The sequence below is a fragment of the Pantoea sp. Pa-EAmG genome (assembly GCF_030024295.1).
In the GTDB taxonomy this organism is placed as follows: domain Bacteria; phylum Pseudomonadota; class Gammaproteobacteria; order Enterobacterales; family Enterobacteriaceae; genus Pantoea; species Pantoea dispersa.
In genome coordinates this window covers 1-22,689 of the sequence record NZ_JASEWO010000065.1, presented here as the reverse complement: position 1 = coordinate 22,689, position 22,689 = coordinate 1, and the positions used below count along the sequence as shown (strand labels likewise).

The 22,689-nt window shown below is 59.1% G+C and carries 18 protein-coding genes; 15 read left to right on the top strand and 3 right to left on the bottom strand.

All coding sequences use genetic code 11. The features are described 5' to 3' along the window. The 8 genes from QMM04_RS10940 to QMM04_RS10905 form a co-directional block, all read left to right on the top strand. Nucleotides 1–128: HU family DNA-binding protein (locus QMM04_RS10940; protein ID WP_282996169.1), on the top strand; the 128-nt coding region annotated here is incomplete at its 5' end. A 232-nt stretch (nt 129–360) separates the two neighbouring features. Next, complete coding sequence (locus tag QMM04_RS10935; RefSeq protein WP_282996168.1) at nt 361–2,589, top strand: DNA internalization-related competence protein ComEC/Rec2; 2,229 nt, start codon at nt 361–363, stop codon at nt 2,587–2,589. A gap of 34 nt (nt 2,590–2,623) precedes the next feature. Then, entirely contained in the window at nt 2,624–4,372 is a 1,749-nt protein-coding gene (msbA, locus tag QMM04_RS10930; RefSeq protein ID WP_282996167.1) for a lipid A ABC transporter ATP-binding protein/permease MsbA, read from the top strand. Beyond that, nucleotides 4,369–5,370 carry a tetraacyldisaccharide 4'-kinase gene (gene lpxK, locus QMM04_RS10925; RefSeq protein WP_104092769.1) on the top strand — a complete coding sequence of 334 codons (1,002 nt, stop codon included), beginning with the start codon at nt 4,369–4,371 and terminating at the stop codon, nt 5,368–5,370. The genes msbA and lpxK overlap by 4 nt, the downstream gene beginning before the upstream one ends. Before the next feature lie 20 nt (nt 5,371–5,390). Then, the gene (locus QMM04_RS10920) at nt 5,391–6,608 is read left to right on the top strand and encodes a winged helix-turn-helix domain-containing protein (RefSeq protein ID WP_104092770.1); all 1,218 of its coding nucleotides are present in this window, start codon (nt 5,391–5,393) and stop codon (nt 6,606–6,608) included. A 78-nt stretch (nt 6,609–6,686) separates the two neighbouring features. After that, the gene (locus QMM04_RS10915; protein WP_010618270.1) at nt 6,687–6,869 is read left to right on the top strand and encodes a Trm112 family protein; all 183 of its coding nucleotides are present in this window, start codon (nt 6,687–6,689) and stop codon (nt 6,867–6,869) included. After that, a complete protein-coding gene (gene kdsB, locus QMM04_RS10910; RefSeq protein WP_058757760.1) occupies nt 6,866–7,615 on the top strand; it encodes a 3-deoxy-manno-octulosonate cytidylyltransferase in 750 nt (249 codons plus the stop codon). The genes QMM04_RS10915 and kdsB overlap by 4 nt, the downstream gene beginning before the upstream one ends. 109 nt (nt 7,616–7,724) lie before the next feature. Next, nucleotides 7,725–8,618, top strand: a complete 894-nt coding sequence (locus QMM04_RS10905) for a YcbJ family phosphotransferase (RefSeq protein WP_104092771.1) — start codon at nt 7,725–7,727, stop codon at nt 8,616–8,618. Here the strand turns inward: QMM04_RS10905 and elyC are convergent. Next, the gene (elyC, locus tag QMM04_RS10900) at nt 8,598–9,383 is read right to left on the bottom strand and encodes an envelope biogenesis factor ElyC (RefSeq protein WP_104092772.1); all 786 of its coding nucleotides are present in this window, start codon (nt 9,381–9,383) and stop codon (nt 8,598–8,600) included. The two genes, QMM04_RS10905 and elyC, sit on opposite strands and share 21 nt — an antisense overlap. A 124-nt stretch (nt 9,384–9,507) precedes the next feature. On the opposite strand from elyC, the gene cmoM reads away from it, so the two are divergent. The 7 genes from cmoM (at nt 9,508) to QMM04_RS10865 (ending at nt 20,149) form a co-directional block, all read left to right on the top strand. After that, nucleotides 9,508–10,278 (top strand): tRNA uridine 5-oxyacetic acid(34) methyltransferase CmoM, encoded by a 771-nt coding sequence (cmoM, locus tag QMM04_RS10895; protein WP_104092773.1) that lies wholly within the window; start codon nt 9,508–9,510, stop codon nt 10,276–10,278. Nucleotides 10,279–10,289: 11 nt separating this feature from the next. After that, complete coding sequence (gene mukF / locus QMM04_RS10890) at nt 10,290–11,612, top strand: chromosome partition protein MukF (protein ID WP_021508336.1); 1,323 nt, start codon at nt 10,290–10,292, stop codon at nt 11,610–11,612. Beyond that, nucleotides 11,593–12,321 (top strand): chromosome partition protein MukE, encoded by a 729-nt coding sequence (gene mukE / locus QMM04_RS10885; RefSeq protein ID WP_031279857.1) that lies wholly within the window; start codon nt 11,593–11,595, stop codon nt 12,319–12,321. The genes mukF and mukE overlap by 20 nt, the downstream gene beginning before the upstream one ends. Continuing rightward, a complete protein-coding gene (mukB, locus tag QMM04_RS10880) occupies nt 12,318–16,784 on the top strand; it encodes a chromosome partition protein MukB (RefSeq protein WP_282996166.1) in 4,467 nt (1,488 codons plus the stop codon). Before mukE ends, mukB begins: the two co-directional genes overlap by 4 nt. 156 nt (nt 16,785–16,940) lie before the next feature. Continuing rightward, the gene (gene ldtD / locus QMM04_RS10875; protein WP_152391163.1) at nt 16,941–18,743 is read left to right on the top strand and encodes a L,D-transpeptidase; all 1,803 of its coding nucleotides are present in this window, start codon (nt 16,941–16,943) and stop codon (nt 18,741–18,743) included. A 188-nt stretch (nt 18,744–18,931) separates the two neighbouring features. After that, complete coding sequence (locus QMM04_RS10870; RefSeq protein ID WP_031279855.1) at nt 18,932–19,483, top strand: YcbK family protein; 552 nt, start codon at nt 18,932–18,934, stop codon at nt 19,481–19,483. A gap of 36 nt (nt 19,484–19,519) precedes the next feature. Next, nucleotides 19,520–20,149, top strand: coding sequence for an MBL fold metallo-hydrolase (locus QMM04_RS10865; RefSeq protein ID WP_021508331.1), 630 nt, complete (start codon nt 19,520–19,522; stop codon nt 20,147–20,149). A gap of 33 nt (nt 20,150–20,182) precedes the next feature. Here QMM04_RS10865 and QMM04_RS10860 read toward each other — a convergent pair whose 3' ends face one another. Together QMM04_RS10860 and ompC are read right to left on the bottom strand one after the other, a co-directional pair. Continuing rightward, complete coding sequence (locus QMM04_RS10860) at nt 20,183–21,373, bottom strand: amino acid aminotransferase (protein WP_021508330.1); 1,191 nt, start codon at nt 21,371–21,373, stop codon at nt 20,183–20,185. A 200-nt stretch (nt 21,374–21,573) separates the two neighbouring features. Further along, on the bottom strand, nt 21,574–22,689 hold a 1,116-nt coding region (gene ompC, locus QMM04_RS10855), incomplete at its 5' end, for a porin OmpC (RefSeq protein ID WP_282996165.1).

The following is a 22,689-nucleotide window of genomic DNA, read 5'->3' as shown; positions in this document are numbered from 1 at the left end:
TGCACTACCGCGCACCGCGCACTGGTCGTAACCCGAAAACGGGTGACAAAGTGGAACTGGAAGGTAAATACGTTCCCCACTTCAAGCCAGGCAAAGAATTGCGTGACCGTGCAAATATCTACGGCTAAGCCGTTACCGAACGATAAAAACGACACCTGCAGGTGTCGTTTTTTTTTGCCTCGCGTTCAGGCTTGCGATCCTGCTTCCATATTGCTGTTCATTTCCTGCAACCACCATAAACTGCGCGTAATCCCTCTCTGAAATCGACATTTAGCCGCATGCTTTTGCCTCTGCCAGCGCGCACAATGCGCGGCAATGACAGAAGAGGGCGTGCGCGTGACAATAACAGTGGTAGCCAGAATGATGCTCCTCGCGGCGCTGCCGCTGGGTATGCTGCCGCACATCCCCGCTTACAGTACCATTGTGCTGCTGTTAATAAGCGCACTGTTGCTGGCGTGTACGTCAGTAATGCTTTTGCGCTACGCCGGACTGGGCTTGCTGCTGTTGAGCTGGGCACTGATCGAGGCGCGTCAGACGGTCGATACCCTCGAGCAACTGACCATGGCACCGGTGGCGGCCACGCTTCAGATAACTGCAGTGAATCCCGCGAAGAACCAGCTCACGGCGCAGATAATCCGGGCAGGTGACCGCTACGTCTTTCCACCGTTGTTTGTCACGCTGCGTAATGTCAGCGATGAGGTTGCCTGGTGTGCGGGACAGCGCTGGCAGATGAAGCTGCGGCTACGCGCGGTGCACGCCCGGCTCAACGAGGGCGAATTTGATCTGCAGCGTTTTGCCATTGCTAACCACAGCGCGCTGCAGGGGCGTATTGTCAGCCAGCAGGCTGAGTCTCTGCGCTGCAGCTGGCGGACGCGGTTTATCGATCATCATCTGGCGCGTTTCACCGGGTTAACGCAGCCCGCAATAATACAGGCGCTGGCCTTTGGCGTGCGTGAGGCGATGACCCCGGCCCAGCGAGCCTTACTGCGCGAAACCGGTACCGCGCACCTGATGGCCATCTCCGGCATGCATATCGCGCTGGCGGCCAGCGTAGGCTGGCTACTGGCGCGCGTCATCCAGTTAGTGTTACCTGCCAGGCAAATCGGCTATCTGATGCCGCTGCTGATCAGCGGGTTAACAGCGGCAGCCTATTGCTGGATCTCCGGCAGTCATCCTCCGGCACAGCGCGCGATGCTGGCGTTAACGCTGTGGCTGGCGACGCGTATAGCTGGCTGGCAGCTGAGCAACTGGCAGGTGTGGACGCTCTGCGTAGGGAGTTTGTTATGGCTTGATCCGCTGACGGTGCTGTCAGAAAGCTTCTGGCTGTCGGCGCTGGCCGTGGCGATGCTGATACTGTGGTTTCAGTGGTTTCCTCTGCCGCCACGTTTCCGCCAGCCGCGTCGCTGGCTCATGCTGCGACTGCTGCACCTGCAATTGGGCATGATGATTCTGATGGCGCCGCTGCAGATCTTTCTGTTCCACGGGCTCAGCCTGAGCGCGCTAGTGGCCAACCTGCTGGCGGTGCCGGTAGTGTCGCTGATTACCGTGCCTTTGATTCTGCTGGCGATGCTGTTGCAGCTGCCTGCAATCACCGTTCCGCTATGGCAGCTGGCCGATCTGTCGGTCAGCCTGGTGATGCAGGGGCTGGCGTGGCTGCCCGCCGGCTGGTGGCGCTGGAGCGATACGCTGCCGGCGGTGCTGCTGCTCTGGGCCGGGCTGGCGCTGTGGCGCAGCGGCTTGCTCGCGAAGGCGCTGATGCCCTGCTGCGCGCTGTTGCTATCGCTGTGGTTCTGGCGCAGCAATGCCCAGCAGGATGACTGGCAGATTGACATGATCGATGTCGGACATGGTCTGGCGGTGGCGATCAGTCAGGGAAATCAGGTGATGCTGTATGACAGCGGACCCGGCTGGGCAGAGGACAATGCAGGCGGGCGAGTTTTGTTACCCTGGCTGCACTACACCGGGCGCCAACTGCAAGGGGTGATCCTGAGCCACAAGCATCTCGATCACCGTGGTGGATTAGCCGCGCTGCAACAGGCGCAGCCTGGTCTGCGGGTACGCAGCGCGCTCGGCGAGCCCGGGCATCTGCCGTGCTATCGCGGCCAGCAGTGGCAGTGGGGGCGTTTGCACTTTCACGCGCTATGGCCGCCGCGCGCGCAGACTGCCGGGCAAAATAACGACTCCTGCGTGGTGCGTGTGGATGATGGTCAGTTCAGCCTGTTACTGACCGGGGACATCGAGCTGGAGGCGGAGCGCAAGCTGGTCGCCCTGGAAAAGGGCGGCTTGCAGTCCACTGTTATCCAGGTGCCCCATCATGGCAGTCGGAGCTCCTCCGGCCCTTTACTGTTACGGAGTGTTGCCGGGCAGGCGGCGCTGGCTTCGCTGGCGCGCTATAACGCCTGGCGTATGCCCGCCGTCGCCGTGGTCCAGCGTTACCGTGAGCAGGGCTATCGCTGGTATGACACTGCGCAATCAGGCCAGATTCACATCGCGATACGGCAGGGTCGCTGGCAGATTAAGGGGTTAAGAGAGCAAATAATCCCCCGCTGGTATCATCAGTGGTTTGGCGTCAAACACGATTCCAGGTAGAATGAGCGGCTATTTCAAACAGCGTGAATAAATAATGCATCAAGACAAAGACCTCTCAACGTGGCAGACATTTCGCCGACTCTGGCCGATGATTGCACCGCACAAGGCTGGCCTGATTGTGTCCGCCGTGGCGCTGATACTCAATGCGGCAGGCGACACCCTAATGCTCTCCCTGTTGAAACCTTTACTGGATGATGGTTTCGGCAAAGCCGACAAATCCGTTCTGCTGTGGATGCCGCTGGCGGTCATCGGCCTGATGCTGATCCGCGGCGTAACCAGTTATATCTCCAGTTACTGCATCTCATGGGTCTCCGGCAATGTGGTGATGAACATGCGCCGTCGCCTGTTCGGCCACATGATGGGCATGCCGGTTGCATTCTTCGATCAGCAGTCTACCGGTACGCTGCTGTCGCGGATTACCTACGATTCTGAACAGGTGGCCTCTTCCTCCTCCAGCGCGCTGGTGACGGTGGTACGCGAAGGCGCATCGATCATTGGCCTGTTCATCATGATGTTCTACTACAGCTGGCAGCTGTCACTGATTTTGATCCTGCTGGCGCCGCTGGTCTCTTTTGCCATCCGCACCGTATCCAGGCGCTTCCGCAGCATCAGTAAAAATATGCAGAACACCATGGGGCAGGTAACCACCAGTGCTGAGCAGATGCTGAAAGGGCACAAAGAAGTGCTGATTTTTGGCGGACAGGAAGTGGAAGCCGAGCGTTTCTCGCAGGTGAGCAATAAAATGCGCCAGCAGGGGATGAAACTGGTTTCGGCCTCTTCGATTTCCGATCCGGTGATCCAGCTGATCGCATCGTTGGCGCTGGCTTTTGTGCTGTATGCCGCCAGCTTCCCGAGCGTGATGGATACCCTGACTGCCGGTACCATCACCGTGGTGTTCTCGTCGATGATCGCCCTGATGCGTCCGCTGAAATCGCTGACCAACGTCAACGCCCAGTTCCAGCGCGGCATGGCGGCCTGTCAAACGCTGTTCACTATTCTGGATAGCGAGCAGGAGATCGACAACGGCAAGCGCGAAATCACGCGTGCAAAAGGGGATGTTGAATTCCGCAACGTGACCTTTACCTATCCGGGCCGCGACATTCCGGCGCTGCGTGATATTAATCTCACGCTGCCCGCGGGTAAAACCGTGGCGCTGGTGGGCCGTTCCGGCTCGGGTAAATCCACCATGGCCAGCCTGCTGACGCGTTTTTACGATATCAACGAGGGCGAGATTCTGCTGGATGGTCACGACCTGCGGGAATATACCCTGCGCTCGCTGCGTAATCAGGTGGCGCTGGTCTCGCAAAATGTCCATCTGTTCAACGACACCATCGCCAATAACATCGCTTATGCGCGCAACGGTGAATATACCCGCGAGCAAATCGAGCAGGCGGCGACCATGGCGCACGCTATGGACTTCATCAACAAGATGGATAACGGTCTTGATACGGTCATTGGTGAAAATGGCGTGCTACTGTCTGGCGGCCAGCGTCAGCGTATCGCCATTGCTCGTGCGCTGCTGCGTGACTGCCCGATTTTGATTCTCGACGAAGCCACTTCGGCGCTGGATACCGAATCCGAGCGTGCCATCCAGTCGGCGCTGGACGAGCTGCAGAAGAACCGCACGTCGCTGGTGATTGCGCACCGTCTCTCCACCATTGAAAAGGCCGACGAAATCGTGGTGGTCGAGGATGGGCGAATCGTGGAACGCGGTACTCATGAGGTGCTGCTGGCGCAGAAAGGTGCTTACGCGCAGCTGCACAAACTGCAGTTCGGTCAATGATTGAACGTATCTGGAGCGGACGCTCGCCGCTGTGGCTGCTGTTGTGGCCGCTGAGTCTGCTGTATGGCGCTATCACCTGGCTGATTCGCCTGAGCTATCAGCGCGGCTGGCGTACCCGCTGGCGCGCGCCCTGTCCGGTCATTGTCGTTGGCAACCTGACCGCGGGCGGCAACGGTAAAACACCGCTGGTGATTTGGCTGGTGCAGGCGCTGCAACAGCAGGGGCTGCGTCCGGGTGTGGTGTCGCGCGGTTACGGTGGTAAAGCGGAACGCTATCCGCTGCTGGTCAATCAGGATACCGCGACGGAACAGGCTGGTGATGAACCGGTGCTGATCGCCCAGCGCACCCAGGTGCCGGTGGCAGTGGCACCGCAGCGCCGGCTGGCAATCGAGGCCCTGCTGGCGGCGCATCCGCTGGATGTGATTGTGACGGATGATGGCCTGCAGCACTACGCGCTGCAGCGCGATCGCGAAATCGTGGTGGTGGATGGCGTGCGTCGCTTTGGTAACGGCTGGTGGTTACCGGCCGGACCGATGCGTGAACGCGCATCGCGGCTGGCGCAGGTAGATGCCGTGGTGGTCAACGGGGGCAGCGCGCAGGCTGGCGAGATCGCCATGACGCTGCAGCCGGGCCTGGCGGTCAATCTGCTGACCGGCGAACAGGCTGCACTGACGCAGCTGCCGCCAATTGTCGCGATGGCCGGCATCGGTCATCCGCCGCGTTTCTTCACTACGCTGCAGCAGCAGGGCGTGCAGCCGGTGGCAGAGATAGCCTTTGCCGACCACCACGCTTACAGCGAAGAAGAGTTACGCAGCCTGACTCAGGATGCACAGTGCCTGCTGATGACGGAAAAAGATGCAGTCAAATGCCGCCATTTTGCCCGCGCTAACTGGTGGTATCTGCCGGTGGATGCGCATCTGGCGGGCGCGCCGCTGGCCGCATTGCTGGCCGATCTGACGCAACTCTGTACGGCTGCGCGCGACGCCCGGTCGCGCTAACCATTCAAAGGGACGACGCAATGACCAGCACGCATTCCCTCTCTCTGCAAACCGCCCGCAATCTGCACCTCTCTGCCCAGGGCCTGCTACGCCCGCCGCGCCGTCAGGCGCGTTTTGCCGATATTCACGCCTGTGTGCGGCAGATGTCGCTGCTGCAAATCGATACCATTAATGTGGTCGCGCGCAGTCCATATCTGGTGCTGTTCAGCCGGCTGGGCGCTTTTCCAGCCGAGTGGCTGGAGCAAACGCTGGCGGCGGGCGCGCTGTTTGAATACTGGGCGCATGAAGCCTGTTTTATCCCTTTTGAAGATTATCCGCTGCTGCGTCACCGCATGCTGGCACCGCAGCGCCTGGGCTGGAAATACAATCAGCAATGGGTGGATCAGCATCAGCAGGAGATCGCCGATCTGCTGCAACATATCGCCGCCACCGGTCCGGTACGCGCCGCTGATTTTGCCAGCGACAAGCACACCAAACCCGGCTGGTGGGCGTGGAAGCCGCACAAGCGACATCTGGAGAACCTGTTTAGCGCCGGTGAGCTGATGGTTGTCGGGCGCCGTAACTTCCAGCGCGTCTACGATCTGCGTAGCCGGGTGATGCCGCACTGGCGCGACGAGCAGCATGCGCTGAGCGAGAACGAGGCGGTGATGCAGATGCTGGATCACAGCGCGCGCAGCCTCGGCATTTTCCGCGCCAGCTGGCTGGCCGATTACTACCGGCTGAAACGTGCGCCCATCGCACTCTGGCTGGCGCAGGCCGCTGAGCAGGGAGTGATTCAGCGCGTTGAGGTTGAGCAACTGGGCGAGATGTGGCTGCACCATACGCTGCTGCCGCAGCTGACGCAGCCGCAGGCCGCCACGCACAGCGCGCTGCTGTCACCGTTTGATCCGGTGGTATGGGATCGTCGCCGCGCGCTTGAGTTGTTTAATTTTGACTACCGCATCGAGTGCTATACGCCGGAGCACAAACGTAAATACGGCTATTTTGTCCTGCCGCTGCTGCACCGCGGCGTACTGAAAGGGCGCGTCGATGCCAAAATGGATCGTCAGGCGCAGCGCCTGATTTTGCGGGCCTTCTGGCTGGAACCCGGCGTGCGCGTGAGCCAGCAGTTTCTCGCTGATGTGCATAAAGCCATTAACCGCTTCGCCACCTGGCAGGGTGCCCGCGAAGTGGTGCTGGAAAACGCGCCTGATGCGCTGCGGGCCGCCTGGTCCACGCACTGGCACGTCAGCATATAAGCCGATGGCGGCGCGCCGTCCCTGATTGCGCTATGGTATGCTAATCCTCTGACGTATCGGTCCTGAAAGGAGAAAAGTATGGATCACCGTTTACTTGAGATTGTGGCCTGTCCGGTCTGCAACGGAAAACTGTATTACAACAAAGAGCAGCAGGAGTTGATCTGCAAACCCGACGGCCTGGCGTTCCCGGTGCGTGACGGTATTCCGGTATTGCTGGAAGTAGAAGCGCGCACCCTGTCCGTTGAAGAGATTCATCCATGAGTTTCGTGGCGATTATTCCGGCACGCTACGCCTCCACGCGCCTGCCGGGCAAACCGCTGCTGGATATTCACGGTAAACCGATGGTGGTGCACGTGATGGAACGTGCACGCGAGTCCGGCGCCGAGCGGGTGATTGTGGCCACCGATCATCCTGACGTGGCGGCCGCGGTGACCGCTGCCGGCGGGGAAGTCTGCATGACGCGCGCCGACCACCAATCTGGTACCGAGCGTCTGGCCGAGGTGATTGAAAAATATCAGTTTGCTGACGATACCATCATCGTGAACGTGCAGGGCGACGAGCCGATGATTCCGGCGGAGATTGTGCGTCAGGTCGCGGACAATCTGGCCCAGGCGGATGCCGGCATGGCCACGCTGGCGGTACCGATTCACGAGGCAGAAGAGGCGTTCAATCCCAACGCGGTAAAAGTGGTCACTGATGCCAGCGGTTATGCGCTCTATTTTTCACGTGCGACCATTCCGTGGGATCGTGAACGTTACGCGCAGTCGCGTGAGCAGATTGGCGACACGCTGCTGCGCCACATCGGTATTTATGCCTATCGCGCCGGTTTTATCCGTCGCTATGTGGCATGGCAACCCTGTGCGCTGGAGCAGATCGAGTTGCTGGAGCAGCTGCGCGTGCTGTGGTACGGCGAAAAGATTCACGTGGCGGTAGCGGCCACCGTGCCGAGCGTCGGTGTGGATACGCCGGACGATCTGCTGCGCGTGCGTGAAGCGATGCAGGCATAATCGTCAGCGGCCAGCGCCCCGGCTGGCCGCAAAGTTTGATCTGGCGCTAAGTTTCGCGCCGTCATGACCTCCAGGATGGTGCAATGAGTTAACTCCGGAGGACTCTTCCATGGAACAACTCCGTGCAGAACTGGCGCTGGTGCTGGGCGAAGGCGTCAGCCGGCTGGAAACCATCAGCGAACAGGCACAATCGCGGCTTTACGCCCTCTATGATGACCACGGCAAGCCGATGCCGCTGGTGGCCAAATATTTTCGTCATCAGGGACGCGCCGCGCTCGAAGCGAAAAAACTCACCATGCTGGCGCATGAAGGACTGATTACGCTGCCCACGGTGTACGGCCTGGTTTTGAGTCAGCAACCGCCGGCGCATGAAATGCTGCTGCTGGCGCGCTTAAATGGCGTATCGGCCGAAGCGCCGGCGCGGACGGCAGCGCGCTGGGAGCAGCTGTGTGAACAGATTGTCGAAGGGCTGCTGGCGTGGCACCGCATTGACAGCCATGGCCTGGTCGGCAGCGTTGACAGCGTGCAGGAAAATCGCTGGCCGGCGTGGTATCGCCAGCGGGTGGAAGTGCTGTGGTCCACGCTGGGCTATCTGTCGCCCCCTGGATTTACCCACGCCGATCGTCAGATTCTGTTCCGCAGCCGCGAACAGCTGGCGCAGCTGTTTGCCGGCTTTGACGACCCGTGCGTGCTAATGCACGGCAATCTGCGTCTCGCCAGTATGCTGAAAGACCCGCACAGCGATCAGCTGGTGGCGATGACCCAGCCGGGCACCATTTTGTGGGCACCGCGTGAGTATGAGCTGATGCGCCTGGCGGAAAACGGTGCTGAAGCATCGCTGCTGCAGCACTATTTACAGCGTGCGCCGGTGGATGAAGGTTTCGTCTGGCGCCGCTGGCTCTATCAGCTGTGGGATTGCGTTGACACGCTGGTCAGCAGCGGCCAGTTTGACCGGCCGCGCTTTGACCATGCCCGCGCGCAGCTACTCCCCTGGCTCGGCTGAAAGTTCGCCACTGCCGCGCAGCCGCTGCCAGATCAGCCCCAGCGTTTCGTACACCGCGCGCTGGCTATGGCTGAGCCACAGCGGCGAGGGCAGTGTGCGATCCCAGACGCTGATCGGTGAGGTGATCGCCAGCTGGTTAGCCGGTGCCGGTAGCGGATTCAGGCCGGCGCTCTGGAAAAAGTGCATCGCGCGTGGCAGATGGTTGGCAGACGTTACCAGCAGAAACGGATGCTGCCCGATGGTCTGCTTTACCGCCAGCGCTTCTTCGCCGGTGTCATGCGGCTGATCCAGCACAATAATGGCATCGTCGGGCACGCCAAGGCTGCGCGCCACGTCGGCGGCAACGCTGGCGTTGCTGCGCGGATTGTAGCCCGCAGCGGCACCGGTGAAGATCATTTTGGCCTGAGGATAGCGTCGCCACTGGCGAACGCCTTCGGTCACGCGCGGCAGGCTGTTGTTCAGCAGGTTGGAGCTCGGTGCCCACTGCCGGTTATAGGTGTAACCCCCGCCCAGCACCACGATATAGTCCACCGGCTCGCTGCCATTCCACGTGGCATACTGGTTTTCCAGCGGGGCCAGCAGCCGATCGGCCACCGGTTGCAGGCTCAGCAGTAACAGCATCAGCCAGCTTAATGAGATAAGGATTTTGCCGCTTTTTTGCCAGCGGCTGAACCAGAGCAGTAAAAGTCCTGCCGCCATAAGCGTTAACAGCAATGGCAAAGGCAGTAGCATCGCGCCAATCCATTTTTTTAAGGCAAAAAACATCGAAAACGTCTCCTTTTGTCCGAAAAAACAGCAGCCAGACAGTTACTGCGGCATGAAAGGTTCATTCTTGTCGAGCCTGTGACAAAATAGCACAAGTTGAATGCAGCAAAGCGGAGCCATCACCATGCAGGATCGTAACTTTGACGATCTGGCGGATAAATTCTCGCAAAATATTTATGGCACCCGTAAAGGCCAGGTGCGTCAGGCGATCATCTGGGATGAGCTGAACGCCATTCTGCCGACGCTGCCCGCTGGCCCGCTGGCGGTGCTGGATGCCGGTGGTGGTGTCGGTCAGATCTCCAGCGGTCTTGCTGCGCAGGGTCATCAGATACTGCTGTGCGACCTGTCGGGCGAGATGCTTAAGCTGGCCGCCGCCCATGCGCACAGCGCAGGTGTGAGCCACAACATGCAATTCAAACAAATTAGCGCGCAGCAGGTTGGCGAACATTTGGATAAGCCGGTGGATCTGGTATTGTTTCACGCTGTGCTTGAGTGGGTGGCGGATCCGCTGGCGGTGCTGCAAGCACTGTGGCATACGCTGAAACCCGGTGGTGTGCTGTCGCTGATGTTTTATAACGCGCACGGCCTGACGTTCCGCACTCTGACGCTCGGCAATTTCGGCTATCTGCGCGCCAACATGAACAAGCGCAAAAAACGCACGCTGTCGCCGGATTTCCCCCGCGATCCTGACGATGTACAGCGCTGGCTGACGCAGTGCGGATTTATCACCGAGCAGCGTGCCGGTATCCGCGTGTTCAGTGACTACATGAAGCCGCAGCCCGGCGCCGGGAAGAGCGTTGAGGAAATTATTGAGATGGAACGGCGCTACTGTCGTCAGGAGCCCTTTTTGAGCTTAGGGCGCTATATCCACGTGACTGCGCGCAAACCCAGGTAGAAGGATCAACTATGAGCGAATTTTCCCAGACGGTCCCCGAACTGGTGGCATGGGCGCGCAAGAATGACTTTTCCCTTGCGCTGCCGGTAGAACGTCTGGCGTTTTTGCTGGCCATCGCCACCCTCAACGGGGAGCGCATGGACGGCGAGATGAGTGAAGGTGAGCTGATTGACGCCTTTCGTCACGTCAGCAAAGCGTTTGAACAAACCCACGAAACCATTCAGGTCCGTGCCAACAACGCCATCAACGACATGGTGCGTCAGCGCCTGCTTAACCGTTTTACCAGCGAGCTGACCGAAGGTCACGCCATCTATCGTCTGACGCCACTGGCGATCGGCATCACCGACTATTACATCCGCCAGCGCGAATTTTCCACGCTGCGCCTGTCGATGCAGCTGTCGATTGTCGCGCAGGAGCTGAAGCGCGCCGCCGACGCCGCCGAGGAAGATGGCGACGAGTTTCACTGGCATCGCAACGTCTTTGCGCCGCTGAAATATTCGGTCGCGGAAATCTTCGACAGCATCGACATGACGCAGCGCCTGATGGACGAACAGCAGCAGGCGGTAAAAAGCGATATCGCCGATCTGCTGAATAAAGACTGGCGCGCGGCCATCTCCAGCTGTGAGCTGCTGTTGTCGGAGACCTCCGGCACGCTGCGTGAACTGCAGGATACGCTGGAAGCGGCAGGCGACAAGCTGCAGGCTAACCTGCTGCGGATTCAGGACGCCACGCTGAGCAGCCCGGATCTGGGCTTCGTCGACAAGCTGGTGTTTGACCTGCAAAACAAGCTTGATCGCATTATCAGCTGGGGGCAGCAGGCTATCGATCTGTGGATCGGTTACGACCGCCACGTGCACAAATTTATTCGTACCGCCATCGACATGGATAAAAACCGCGTGTTCGCGCAGCGTTTACGCCAGTCGGTGCAGAACTATTTCGATCAGCCGTGGGCGCTGACTTACGCCAATGCCGACCGTCTGTATGACATGCGCGATGAAGAGATGACGCTGCGTAACGACGAGGTGATGGGCGAACTGCCGCCGGAAATGGAGTACGAAGAGTTTAACGAAATCCGCGAGCAGCTGGCGGCGATGATTGAAGAAGCGCTGCAGATTTACAAGCAGCAGCAGAAGCCGCTGCATCTCGCCACGGTGATGCGTGACTATCTGGCGCAGTATCCCCGCGCGCGCCACTTCGACCTCGCACGCATCGTCATCGATCAGGCGGTGCGACTCGGCGTGGCCGAAGCCGATTTAGCCGGTCTGCCTGCGGAATGGCAGACCATCAATGATTACGGAGCCAAGGTGCAGGCACATGTCATCGACAAATATTGAACAAGTGATGCCGGTCAAACTGGCGCTGGCACTGGCAAACCCGATTTTTCCCGCGCTTGATAGCCAGTTACGCGCCGGCCGCCACATTGGTATTGAAGAGCTGGATAATCACGCTTTTCTGATGGATTACCAGCCGTTTCTGGAAGAGTTTTATGCGCGCTACAACGTTGAGTTGATCCGCGCGCCGGAAGGTTTTTTCTATCTGCGTCCGCGCTCAACCACGCTGATCCCGCGCTCGGTGCTGTCCGAGCTCGACATGATGGTGGGTAAAATTCTCTGCTATCTCTACCTGAGCCCGGAGCGGCTGGCCAACGAGGGCATTTTCACCCAGCAGGAGCTGTACGACGAGCTGCTGTCGCTGGCGGATGAAAGCAGGTTGCTGAAGCTGGTTAACCAGCGCTCCACCGGGTCGGATCTGGATCGCGCCAAACTGCAGGAGAAGATGCGTGCGTCGCTCAGCCGTCTGCGCCGTCTCGGCATGGTGTGGTTTATGGGCAACGACAGCAGCAAGTTCCGCATCATGGAGTCCGTTTTCCGCTTTGGTGCGGATGTGCGCAGCGGTGACGACGCACGTGAAGCGCAGCTGCGCCTGATTCGTGATGGCGAAGCGATGACGCTGGAGAACGCACCGGTCGCCAGTGAGAGCGACGAGGCAGAAAATGACAGCGAACACGACGCGAGCGAGCGCGCGGAGGATGAACAGGCATGATTGAACGCGGTAAATTTCGATCGCTCACGCTGATCAACTGGAACGGTTTCTTTGCCCGCACCTTTGATCTGGATGAGCTGGTCACCACGCTGTCCGGCGGTAACGGTGCCGGTAAATCGACCACCATGGCGGCGTTTGTTACGGCACTGATTCCGGACTTAACCCTGCTGCATTTCCGTAACACCACCGAAGCCGGTGCCACGTCCGGCTCGCGCGACAAGGGCCTGCACGGCAAACTGCGCGCGGGCGTCTGCTATGCGGTGCTGGACGTGGTCAACTCGCGCCATCAGCGCGTGGTGGCTGGCGTGCGCCTGCAGCAGGTGGCCGGACGCGATAAGAAAGTCGACATTAAGCCTTTCAGTATTCACGGCCTGCCGACCGATACGCTGCCAACCGATATGCTGACCGAAATTCTCGGCAGCCGTCAGGCGCGCGTGCTGCCGCTGGCAGAAGTGAAGGAGCGGGTGGAAGCGCAGGAGGGCGTGCAGTTCCGCCAGTTCAGCTCGGTCACGGACTACCACGCCATGATGTTTGAGCTCGGCGTGGTACCGCGTCGCCTGCGCACCGCCAGCGATCGCAGCAAATTCTACCGTCTGATCGAAGCTTCGCTGTATGGCGGTATCTCCAGCGCCATTACCCGCTCGCTGCGCGATTACCTGCTGCCGGAAAACGGCGGCGTGCGTAAAGCGTTCCAGGATATGGAAGCGGCGCTGCGCGAAAACCGCATGACGCTGGAAGCGATTCGCGTTACGCAGTCGGATCGTGATCTGTTTAAGCATCTGATCTCTGAAGCCACCAGCTACGTTTCTGCCGACTACATGCGCCACGCCAACGAGCGTCGCATCCATCTTGACGGTGCGCTGCAGCTGCGTAACGAGCTGTTCACCAGCCGCAATCAGCTGGCATCAGAACAGTATCGTCACATCGAAATGGCGCGCGAACTCTCTGAGCACAACGGCGCAGAGAGCGATTTGGAAACCGATTATCAGGCGGCGAGCGATCACCTTAATCTGGTCCAGACGGCGATGCGTCAGCAGGAGAAGATTGCGCGTTACGACGCCGATCTGGAAGAGCTGACTTATCGCCTCGAAGAGCAGAATGAAGTGGTGGCCGAAGCGCGTGAGGTGCAGGAAGAGAACGAAGCGCGCGCTGAAGCGGCGGAAATTGAAGTCGACGAGCTGAAAAGCCAGCTGGCCGATTTTCAGCAGGCGCTTGATGTGCAGCAAACCCGCGCCATCCAGTATCAGCAGGCGTTGCAGGCGCTGGAAAAAGCGCGGGCGCAGTGCCAGTTGCCGGACCTCACCATCGACAACGCCGCAGAGTGGCAGGAAACTTTCCAGGCGCGCGAAGAAGAGGCCACCGAACGGCTGCTGCGCCTGGAGCAGAAGCTGAGCGTGGCGGAAGCGGCGCACAGCCAGTTTGAACAGGCGCTGGCGCTGGTCACCAGCATTGCTGGCGAGGTAAGCCGGCAGGATGCGTGGCAGGTCGGGCGCGAATTGCTGCGCGATGCCGCTAACCAGCGCCATCATGCCGAACAGCTCTCTTCGCTGCGTCTGCGTCTCAACGAACTGGAAACCCGCCTGCGCGAGCAGCATGACGCCGAACGTCTGCTGGCCGACTTCTGTAAACGTCAGGGCCAGCAGTATGACGCTGACGCGCTGGAAGGCCTGCAGCGTGAACTGGAAGCGCAGATAGAACAGCTGAACGAAAGCGTGGCCGACGCCGGTGAACGCCGCATGCTGATGCGCCAGGAGCTGGAGCAGCTGCGCGAGCGTATCACTGCGCTGACCGCACGGGCACCGCACTGGCTGGCGGCGCAGGAGATTCTTACCCAGCTGAGCGAGCAGACCGGCCAGACGCTGAGCAGCAGCCAGCAGATCACCGAATATATGCAGCAGCTGCTGGAGCGCGAGCGTGAAACCACCGTTGAGCGTGATGAAGTGGCGGCGCGCAAGCGTGAAGTCGAGCAGCAGATTGCGCGACTCAGCCAGCCGGGCGGCGCGGAAGATGCGCGCCTGACTCAGCTGGCGGAGCGGTTTGGCGGCGTGCTGCTGTCAGAAATTTACGATGACGTGACGCTGGATGATGCGCCGTACTTCTCCGCGCTGTATGGCCCGTCGCGTCACGCCATTGTGGTGCCGGACCTGTCGCTGGTGCGCGAGATGCTCGACGGCCTGGAAGAGTGTCCGGAAGATCTCTATCTGATCGAAGGCGATCCGCAGTCGTTTGATGACAGCGTCTTTAGCGTTGACGAGCTGGAAAATGCGGTCGTTGTCAAAGTGGCGGAGCGCCAGTGGCGTTATTCGCGCTTCCCGAAAGTGCCGCTGTTTGGTCGCGCGGCGCGGGAAAATCAGCTGGAGCTGTTGAACAATGAGCGCGACCAGCTGGCCGAACGTTTTGCCACGCTGTCGTTTGACGTGCAGAAAACCCAGCGTCTGCATCAGTCGTTTAGCCGCTTTATCGGCAGCCACCTGGCGGTGGCCTTCGACGAAGATCCGGAAGCGCAGATGCGCCAGCTCAATAGCCGTCGTGGCGAGCTGGAGCGCGCGCTGGCGCAGCACGAGAATGACAACCAGCAGCAGCGTGCCCAGTTTGAGCAGGCAAAAGAGGGTGTGGCGCAGCTCAACCGCCTGCTCCCGCGCGTTAACCTGTTGCTTGACGACTCGCTGGCCGACCGCTGCGAAGAGATTCGTGAGCGGGTGGAAGAAGCCCAGGAAGCCGCGCGCTTCCTGCATCAGCACGGCGCGAAACTCAGCAAGCTGGAGCCGCTGGTGGCGGTGCTGCAGAGCGATCCGCAGCAGCACGAACAGCTGACGCGTGATTATCAGCAGGCGCAGCAGCAGCAGCGCGAAGCGCGTCAGCAGGCATTTGCCCTGACCGAAGTGGTGCAGCGCCGCGCGCACTTCAGCTATGAAGATTCGGCTGGCATGCTGACCGGTAACAGCGATCTCAACGAAAAACTGCGCCAGCGTCTGGAGCAGGCGGAAGGCGAACGCAGCCGCGCGCGCGAACGCCTGCGCGAACATCAGGCGCAGCTGACGCAGTATTCCCAGGTGCTGGCATCGCTGAAGAGTTCGTACGACGCCAAGCGCGACATGTTGAAAGAGTTGCAGCAGGAGATGCAGGATATTGGCGTGCACGCTGATGCCAGCGCCGAGGAGCGTGCGCGCAGCCGGCGTGACGAACTCTACACGGCGCTCAGCCACAACCGTGCGCGTCGCAATCAGCTGGAGAAACAGCTCACCTTCTGCGAAGCCGAGATGGATAGCCTGCAGAAGAAACTGCGCAAGCTGGAGCGCGATTATCACCTGATGCGTGAGCAGGTGGTCAGCGCCAAAGCGGGCTGGTGCACCGTGCTGCGCCTGGTGAAAGAGAACGGCGTCGAGCGCCGTCTGCATCGCCGCGAACTGGCTTACCTGAGTGGCGACGAGCTACGCTCAATGTCGGATAAGGCCCTCGGTGCGCTGCGCCTGGCGGTCGCGGATAATGAACACCTGCGCGATGTGCTGCGCATGTCGGAAGATCCAAAACGGCCGGAGCGCAAGATTCAGTTCTTTATCGCCGTCTATCAGCATCTTCGTGAACGTATCCGTCAGGACATCATTCGTACCGACGATCCGGTTGAAGCTATCGAGCAGATGGAGATTGAGCTGAACCGTCTGACCGAAGAGCTGACGGCGCGTGAGCAGACGCTGGCGATCAGCTCGCGCAGTGCGGCCAATATCATCCGCAAAACCATTCAGCGCGAGCAGAACCGCATCCGTCAGCTGAACCAGGGCTTGCAGGCGGTGAGCTTTGGCCAGGTGCGCAGCGTGCGGCTGAACGTCAACGTACGCGAAACGCACGCCATGCTGCTGGATACGCTGTCGGAAGAGCATGAACAGCATCAGGATCTGTTTACCAGCAATCGCCTCACGTTCTCGGAAGCGCTGGCGAAGCTGTATCAGCGTCTCAATCCGCAGATTGATATGGGCCAGCGCACGGCGCAGACCATCGGTGAAGAGCTGCTCGACTACCGCAACTACCTTGAGATGGAAGTGGAAGTGAACCGCGGCTCCGACGGCTGGCTGCGCGCCGAAAGCGGGGCGCTGTCGACCGGTGAAGCGATCGGCACCGGTATGTCGATTCTGGTGATGGTGGTGCAGAGCTGGGAAGAGGAGTCACGGCGTCTGCGCGGTAAAGATATTTCACCGTGCCGCCTGCTGTTCCTCGATGAAGCCGCGCGTCTTGATGCGCGCTCCATCGCCACGCTGTTCGAACTGTGCGAGCGTCTGGAAATGCAGCTGGTGATCGCCGCGCCGGAGAATATCAGTCCGGAAAAAGGCACCACTTATAAGCTGGTACGTAAAGTCTTTAACAATACGGAGCATGTGCACGTGGTCGGACTGCGTGGTTTCTCCGCCGATTCGACGCCGGTGAAACAGGAAAATCCCGGCGCAGGCGTGGTCACTGAAAATAGCTAGCAGCAAATCTGGTTAAAAATTCAGGCTGCGGTTAATCTGTAAACGGCATCGGCCCTGCGAGGCGGATGCCGTTTTTTATTTTATACTCAACCATAAGAGTACAGGCGGTACACGGCGTTTTCAGGATGCTGTGTCTTTGGTAAGAAGGGGGCAGGGATGTTGCTGAACAAGAAGAGCAGAGTTAATCGTGCTGCAATAGCACTCAGTTTGTCACTGATGGCGGCACCGCTGGCTATCAGCCAGGCGGCAGACGTCGGCGCGCTGCCGCACAGCACGCTGTCAGTGGCTGCCAGCCAGCAGCAAATTCAGCAGGCATTTAGCCCCAGCGAACGACCCTTTTATCTGCCCGGCCTCGCCGGCATCTATGCGGCACGCAACATGGCGCCACTGTGGCAGGATCGCGACGCCGTGCAGGCTTTCCAGCAGCAGCTGGCAGAAGTGGCGCTCTCCGGCGTACAGCCGCAGTTTACCCGCTGGGTAGAGTTGCTCACCAATCCGGATATCAAAGGCTTCGCGCGGGACGTGGTGCTGAGCGACGCCATGCTTGGCTATCTGCAGTTTGTCGCTAACGTACCGACCCAGGGCGAAACCTGGCTGTACAGCAATGTGCCGTACAAGCTGACCATGCCGTCACTTTCCGCCATCAATCAGTGGCAGAATGCGGTGAACGGCGGCGGCAGTCGCGCCTTTGTGGTGTCGCTGCAACCGCAGCATCCGCAGTACGCACCGATGCACAGCGCGTTAAAAGCATTGCTGACCGATAACCGGCCGTGGCCGCAGCTGCGCGATAAGGGCACGCTGCGCCCGGGTCAGATCAGCGATGATGTGCCGGCGCTGCGTGAGATTCTGCAGCGCACCGGGATGCTGACCGGCACGCACAGCGCGACGCCCACGCCGACCGACGATGCCGTCCCGACGGCGCCGCAGCCGGTGAGCCAGAGCGATCAGCCCGTGGCCGTCAGCCCGTCGGCCACCAGCGTCAGCGATCTGCCGGCGCAGGTTCCGCAGGCCAGCGGCAACATCAGCACGGTAACCCCGGCGGCCAGCAATAATGTTTACGACAACACGCTGGTGGAGGGGGTAAAACGCTTCCAGCACTGGCAGGGACTGGCAGACGACGGTGCCATCGGCCCGCGCACCCGCGAGTGGCTGAATGTTTCCCCGCAGATGCGTGCGGCGCTGCTGGCGCTGAATATTCAGCGTCTGCGTCTGCTGCCGGATGACATGCACAACGGCATCATGGTGAATATTCCCAACTATTCCCTGACCTACTACAACAACGGCAATACCATTCTGTCCTCGCGGGTGATTGTCGGTCGTCCGGACCGCAAAACGCCGCTGATGCGCAGCGCGCTCAATAATGTGGTGCTCAATCCACCGTGGAACGTGCCCACCACGCTGGTGCGCCAGGATATCGTGCCGAAGGTGAAGCAGGATCCGAGCTATCTGTATAAGCACGGCTACACGCTGCTGTCGGGCTGGAGCGCTGATGCGGAAGTGATCGATCCGTCGATGATTGACTGGCACATGGTGTCCGCCGCCAGCTTCCCGTATCGCATTCGTCAGGCGCCGGGTGCCAGCAACTCGCTGGGCCGCTATAAATTCAACATGCCGAGTTCAGATGCGATTTATTTGCACGACACGCCGAACCATGGCCTGTTCCAGCGTGATATCCGCGCGCTCAGCTCCGGCTGCGTGCGCGTCAACAAAGCTTCTGAACTGGCCGATCTGCTGTTGCAGGACGCGGGCTGGAACGACAGCCGTATCTCTGACACGCTGAAGCAGGGCGATACGCGTTACGTGCCGATTCGCCATCGCATTCCGGTCAATCTCTACTACCTTACGGCCTGGGTGGCGGATGATGGCCAGCCGCAGTATCGTACAGATATTTACAATTATGATAACCCGGCGCGCTCCGGCAGCCAGGTGCTGACCAAAGCGGGGCAGCTGCTGCTCTAAGCGTTGATTTCCCTGTTATCCTTTCCTCAAAGAAAATGGCAAGACCGGTCTGGAAAATTGATTTCAGATCGGTTTTGCGCATTCTGTGACAGATTGCGGGTTGACTGCTCTCCAGGCTGCGGTTACTGTTCGGCCTTGTGTACTTTTTGCACATATTTTTATCGTTTTAGATTAGGTAACCCCGCTTCATGGCTAATTTTGATTCTCAACGTCGTCGTTTATTGCTGCTGGGTGGCGCAGCGGCTGGATTGTCACTGCTGCCGGGTGCAGCGCTGGCGTCAGTTTCCACCTCCCGCCCCCGGGTATTAACGCTCAGTAACATGCATACCGGTGAAACCCTCAAAACTGAGTTTTTTAACGGTAAGAGTTATGACAAGGATGAGTTAGCTCGCTTAAACCACTTCTTCCGCGATTACCGCGCCAATCAGGTTAAACACATCGATCCGCATCTGTTTGACCAGCTGTATCGTTTGCAGACGCTGCTCAACACGCGCAAACCGGTGCAGCTGATCTCCGGCTACCGTACGCTGGCGACCAATAATATGCTGCGTGAATCGGGCCCTGGCGTGGCTAAACACAGCTATCACACCAAAGGGCAGGCGATGGATTTCCACATTGAGGGCATTTCTCTGAGCAATGTTCGCAAAGCGGCGTTATCTATGCGCGCCGGTGGTGTAGGATATTACCCGCGCAGCAACTTCGTACACATTGATACCGGGCCTGCAAGGCACTGGTCCTGATACCGGCAGCGCTGCGTGTGTCGGTCATGGAGCGCTATGAATTACCTGATTATTCCGGTCACCGCCTTTTCACAGAACTGTTCCGTTATCTGGGATGACGAGACGCAACAGGCTGCGCTGGTTGATCCCGGCGGCGATGCCGAAACCATTATTGCCGTGCTGGCGGAGCGAGGCTTAACGCCGTCGCAAATCCTGCTGACCCACGGCCATCTCGATCACGTCGGTGCCGCTGCGGAACTGGCGCAGCACTATCAGGTGCCGATCGTCGGGCCGCAGCCAGCCGATGCCTTCTGGCTCGATAACCTGCCCACTCAAAGCCGGATGTTTGGTTTGCCGGAGTGCGCGCCGCTGACGCCAGATCGCTGGCTGGAAGAGGGCGAAACGGTACAGCTGGGCAACGTGACGCTGGAAGTGCTGCACTGTCCAGGGCATACGCCTGGCCATATCGTGTTCTTTGACCGTGCTGGCCGTCTGCTGATCTCAGGTGATGTGATTTTTAACGGTGGCGTCGGGCGCACCGATTTTCCGCAGGGCAGCCACAGCGATCTAATCGCGGCCATCCGGGATAAACTTCTGCCGCTGGGTGATGATGTGACGTTTGTCCCTGGCCATGGCCCGATTTCCACACTCGGCCACGAGCGCGTCAGTAATCCTTTCCTGCAATAAAAAAAATGGGCCATCAGGCCCATTTTTCGTTGGTTACAGCACCGCGACGATGGCTTCGCACAGCGCCGACATATTATCCGGCGTCATGCCTGCCACGTTAACGCGACCGGAATTCACCGCATACACGCCAAACTCTTCACGCAGACGCACCACCTGATCTTTGGTCAGACCGCTGAACGAGAACATGCCGTTCTGTTTGATGATGAAGCTGAAATCGCGCTGTGCGCCTTTCTCCGCCAGGGTATTCACAAACAGCTGGCGCATGCGCTGAATGCGCTGGCGCATGTCGGTCAGCTCCTGCACCCAGATGGTACGCAGCGCGTCGTTACCGAGAATGGTGGCGACCACGGCAGCACCGTGCGACGGCGGGTTAGAGTAGTTGGCGCGGATGCTGTATTTCACCTGGCTGAATGCTGTCTTCGCCACGTCGGCCGTTGCCGCTACCAGCGTCAGCGCACCGACACGCTCGTTGTACAGACCAAAGTTTTTCGAGTAGGAGCTGGCGACGATCAGTTCCTGATGGGATGCGGCGAAAATGCGCAGGCCTTCAGCATCTTCATCCAGACCGCGTGCGAAGCCCTGGTAGGCGAAATCGAACAGCGGCAGCCAGCCTTTCTCCAGCGACAGCTGCGCCAGCTGTTGCCACTGGTCAGCGGTAGGATCGATACCGGTCGGGTTATGGCAGCAGCCGTGGAACAGCACCACGTCGCCCGCCTGCGCTTCCTGCAGCGAGGCCAGCATGCCGTCGAAGTCGAGGCTGTGGGTCGCCGCATCGTAATACTGGTAATCACACACTTCCAGACCAGCGGCGTTGAACACGTTTTTGTGGTTCGGCCAGCTGGGATTGCTCACCCAGACGCGTTTGACGTTGGTTTGCGTAGCGAGGAAATCCGCGGCGACGCGCAGCGCACCGGTGCCGCCCGGCGTCTGCGCGGTGCAGGCGCGGCCAGCGCTAATCAGCGCGTTCTCTTTGCCAAACAGCAGTTCCTGCGTGCAGCGCGCGAAATCAGCCAGACCATCAATGCTGAGGTAGTTTTTGGTGGTCTCGTTCTCCAGCAGATACTGCTCAGCTTTTTTCACACTGGTCAGCACCGGCGTTTTGCCGGTTTCATCTTTATAAACACCAATGCCAAGATTGATTTTATTCGGGCGGTCGTCGGCGCGAAACAGGTCAGCCAGTCCCAGAATAGGATCGGCTGGTGCGGCAGAGATTGATTCAAACATGAGTCAGTTCCGTTAGGGTGAACTTTAGCAAAATGAGCTATCAGGTTAACGTCAGACGCAACGCTTGCCAACCGCTGACATAAAAAAGAAATAACTGTGGCGTATAAAGTAATGGCGCTAATCGGGAGCCCGATCACTGAAATGCAAAACGGAGCCCGAAGGCTCCGTTTCTGAGGTGTTACGCAGTTCGAATCGGCAGATTAGAACTGGTAAACCAGGCCAACGCCAACCACGTCGTCGGTAGAAGTACCGGTAGCGCGGGTGAAGTCGTTGTCGTCCAGCAGGTTGATTTTGTAGTCAACGTAGGTGGACATGTTTTTGTTGAAGTAGTAGTAGGTACCGATTTCGATATATTTAACCAGGTCAGCATCGCCGCCAGCGAAGGTTGAACCGTGGCCAGTCGCGCCGTTCAGGTCCTTGCCTTTAGACTGCAGGTAAGCGATGGATGGACGCAGACCGAAGTCGAACTGGTACTGAGCAACCACTTCGAAAGCCTGCGCTTTGTTGGCAGCGAAGTTGAAGTCAGGGCCGGTAGCGCCAGTGCCGTCGTTGTTATTGCCATATTGAGTCAGGTTACGTGACTCACCGTAGAAGGCTGCCAGGTAAACATTGTTCGCGTCATATTTCAGACCGAAGCCGTAGGCACTGGCTTTATCACCGTTGCCATCAGTTGCCTGCTGGTCAGTGCGGTCAGAGTTGAAGTATGCACCCACTGCGCTGATGCCCATGCCAGTGTCATAGGACAGAGAGGTACCCCAGCCGTCACCGTTGTCATAACGTGGACCGCGACCTTCGTTTTTGCCCTGATACTGAACAGCGAATGCCAGACCGTCAACCAGACCGAAGAAGTTGCTGTTACGGTAAGTCGCCAGGCCGTTAGAACGACCGGCCATGAAGTTGTCGTTGTCCTGATACAGGGTATCGTCACCGAATACTGGCAGCTGGTCAGTGTAGGACATTGCGTCGTACAGAACGCCGTAGTTACGGCCGTAGTCGAAGGAGCCTGCATCAGCAAATTTCAGACCGGCGAAGCCAACACGAGTTTTAGAACCAGAAGTGCCCTGTGATTCAGCAACGTTAGCCTGTACGTTGTATTCCCACTGGCCGTAACCGGTCAGCTGGTCGGTAATCTGAGTTTCACCCTTGAAGCCGAAACGAACGTAAGATTTGTCGCCGTCTGAGCTTGAGTCATCAGAGAACTGATGGCGCGCATCAACTTTACCGTAGAGGTCCAGTTTGTTGCCGTCTTTGTTATAGATTTCTGCTGCGTTTGCTGCGCCGGCAGCTAACAGAGCAGGGATAACCACTGCAAGAAT

Excerpts from the sequence above, each read along its gene's own strand:
- QMM04_RS10865 (WP_021508331.1), top strand. The coding sequence starts at position 19,520 with ATGAATTACCTGATTATTCCGGTCACCGCCTTTTCACAGAACTGTTCC.
- ldtD (WP_152391163.1), top strand. The coding sequence starts at position 16,941 with ATGTTGCTGAACAAGAAGAGCAGAGTTAATCGTGCTGCAATAGCACTC.
- mukB (WP_282996166.1), top strand. The coding sequence starts at position 12,318 with ATGATTGAACGCGGTAAATTTCGATCGCTCACGCTGATCAACTGGAAC.
- kdsB (WP_058757760.1), top strand. The coding sequence starts at position 6,866 with ATGAGTTTCGTGGCGATTATTCCGGCACGCTACGCCTCCACGCGCCTG.
- mukE (WP_031279857.1), top strand. The coding sequence starts at position 11,593 with ATGTCATCGACAAATATTGAACAAGTGATGCCGGTCAAACTGGCGCTG.
- QMM04_RS10915 (WP_010618270.1), top strand. The coding sequence starts at position 6,687 with ATGGATCACCGTTTACTTGAGATTGTGGCCTGTCCGGTCTGCAACGGA.
- QMM04_RS10920 (WP_104092770.1), top strand. The coding sequence starts at position 5,391 with ATGACCAGCACGCATTCCCTCTCTCTGCAAACCGCCCGCAATCTGCAC.
- cmoM (WP_104092773.1), top strand. The coding sequence starts at position 9,508 with ATGCAGGATCGTAACTTTGACGATCTGGCGGATAAATTCTCGCAAAAT.
- elyC (WP_104092772.1), bottom strand. The coding sequence starts at position 9,383 with ATGTTTTTTGCCTTAAAAAAATGGATTGGCGCGATGCTACTGCCTTTG.
- mukF (WP_021508336.1), top strand. The coding sequence starts at position 10,290 with ATGAGCGAATTTTCCCAGACGGTCCCCGAACTGGTGGCATGGGCGCGC.
- msbA (WP_282996167.1), top strand. The coding sequence starts at position 2,624 with ATGCATCAAGACAAAGACCTCTCAACGTGGCAGACATTTCGCCGACTC.
- QMM04_RS10870 (WP_031279855.1), top strand. The coding sequence starts at position 18,932 with ATGGCTAATTTTGATTCTCAACGTCGTCGTTTATTGCTGCTGGGTGGC.
- lpxK (WP_104092769.1), top strand. The coding sequence starts at position 4,369 with ATGATTGAACGTATCTGGAGCGGACGCTCGCCGCTGTGGCTGCTGTTG.
- QMM04_RS10860 (WP_021508330.1), bottom strand. The coding sequence starts at position 21,373 with ATGTTTGAATCAATCTCTGCCGCACCAGCCGATCCTATTCTGGGACTG.
- QMM04_RS10935 (WP_282996168.1), top strand. The coding sequence starts at position 361 with ATGATGCTCCTCGCGGCGCTGCCGCTGGGTATGCTGCCGCACATCCCC.
- QMM04_RS10905 (WP_104092771.1), top strand. The coding sequence starts at position 7,725 with ATGGAACAACTCCGTGCAGAACTGGCGCTGGTGCTGGGCGAAGGCGTC.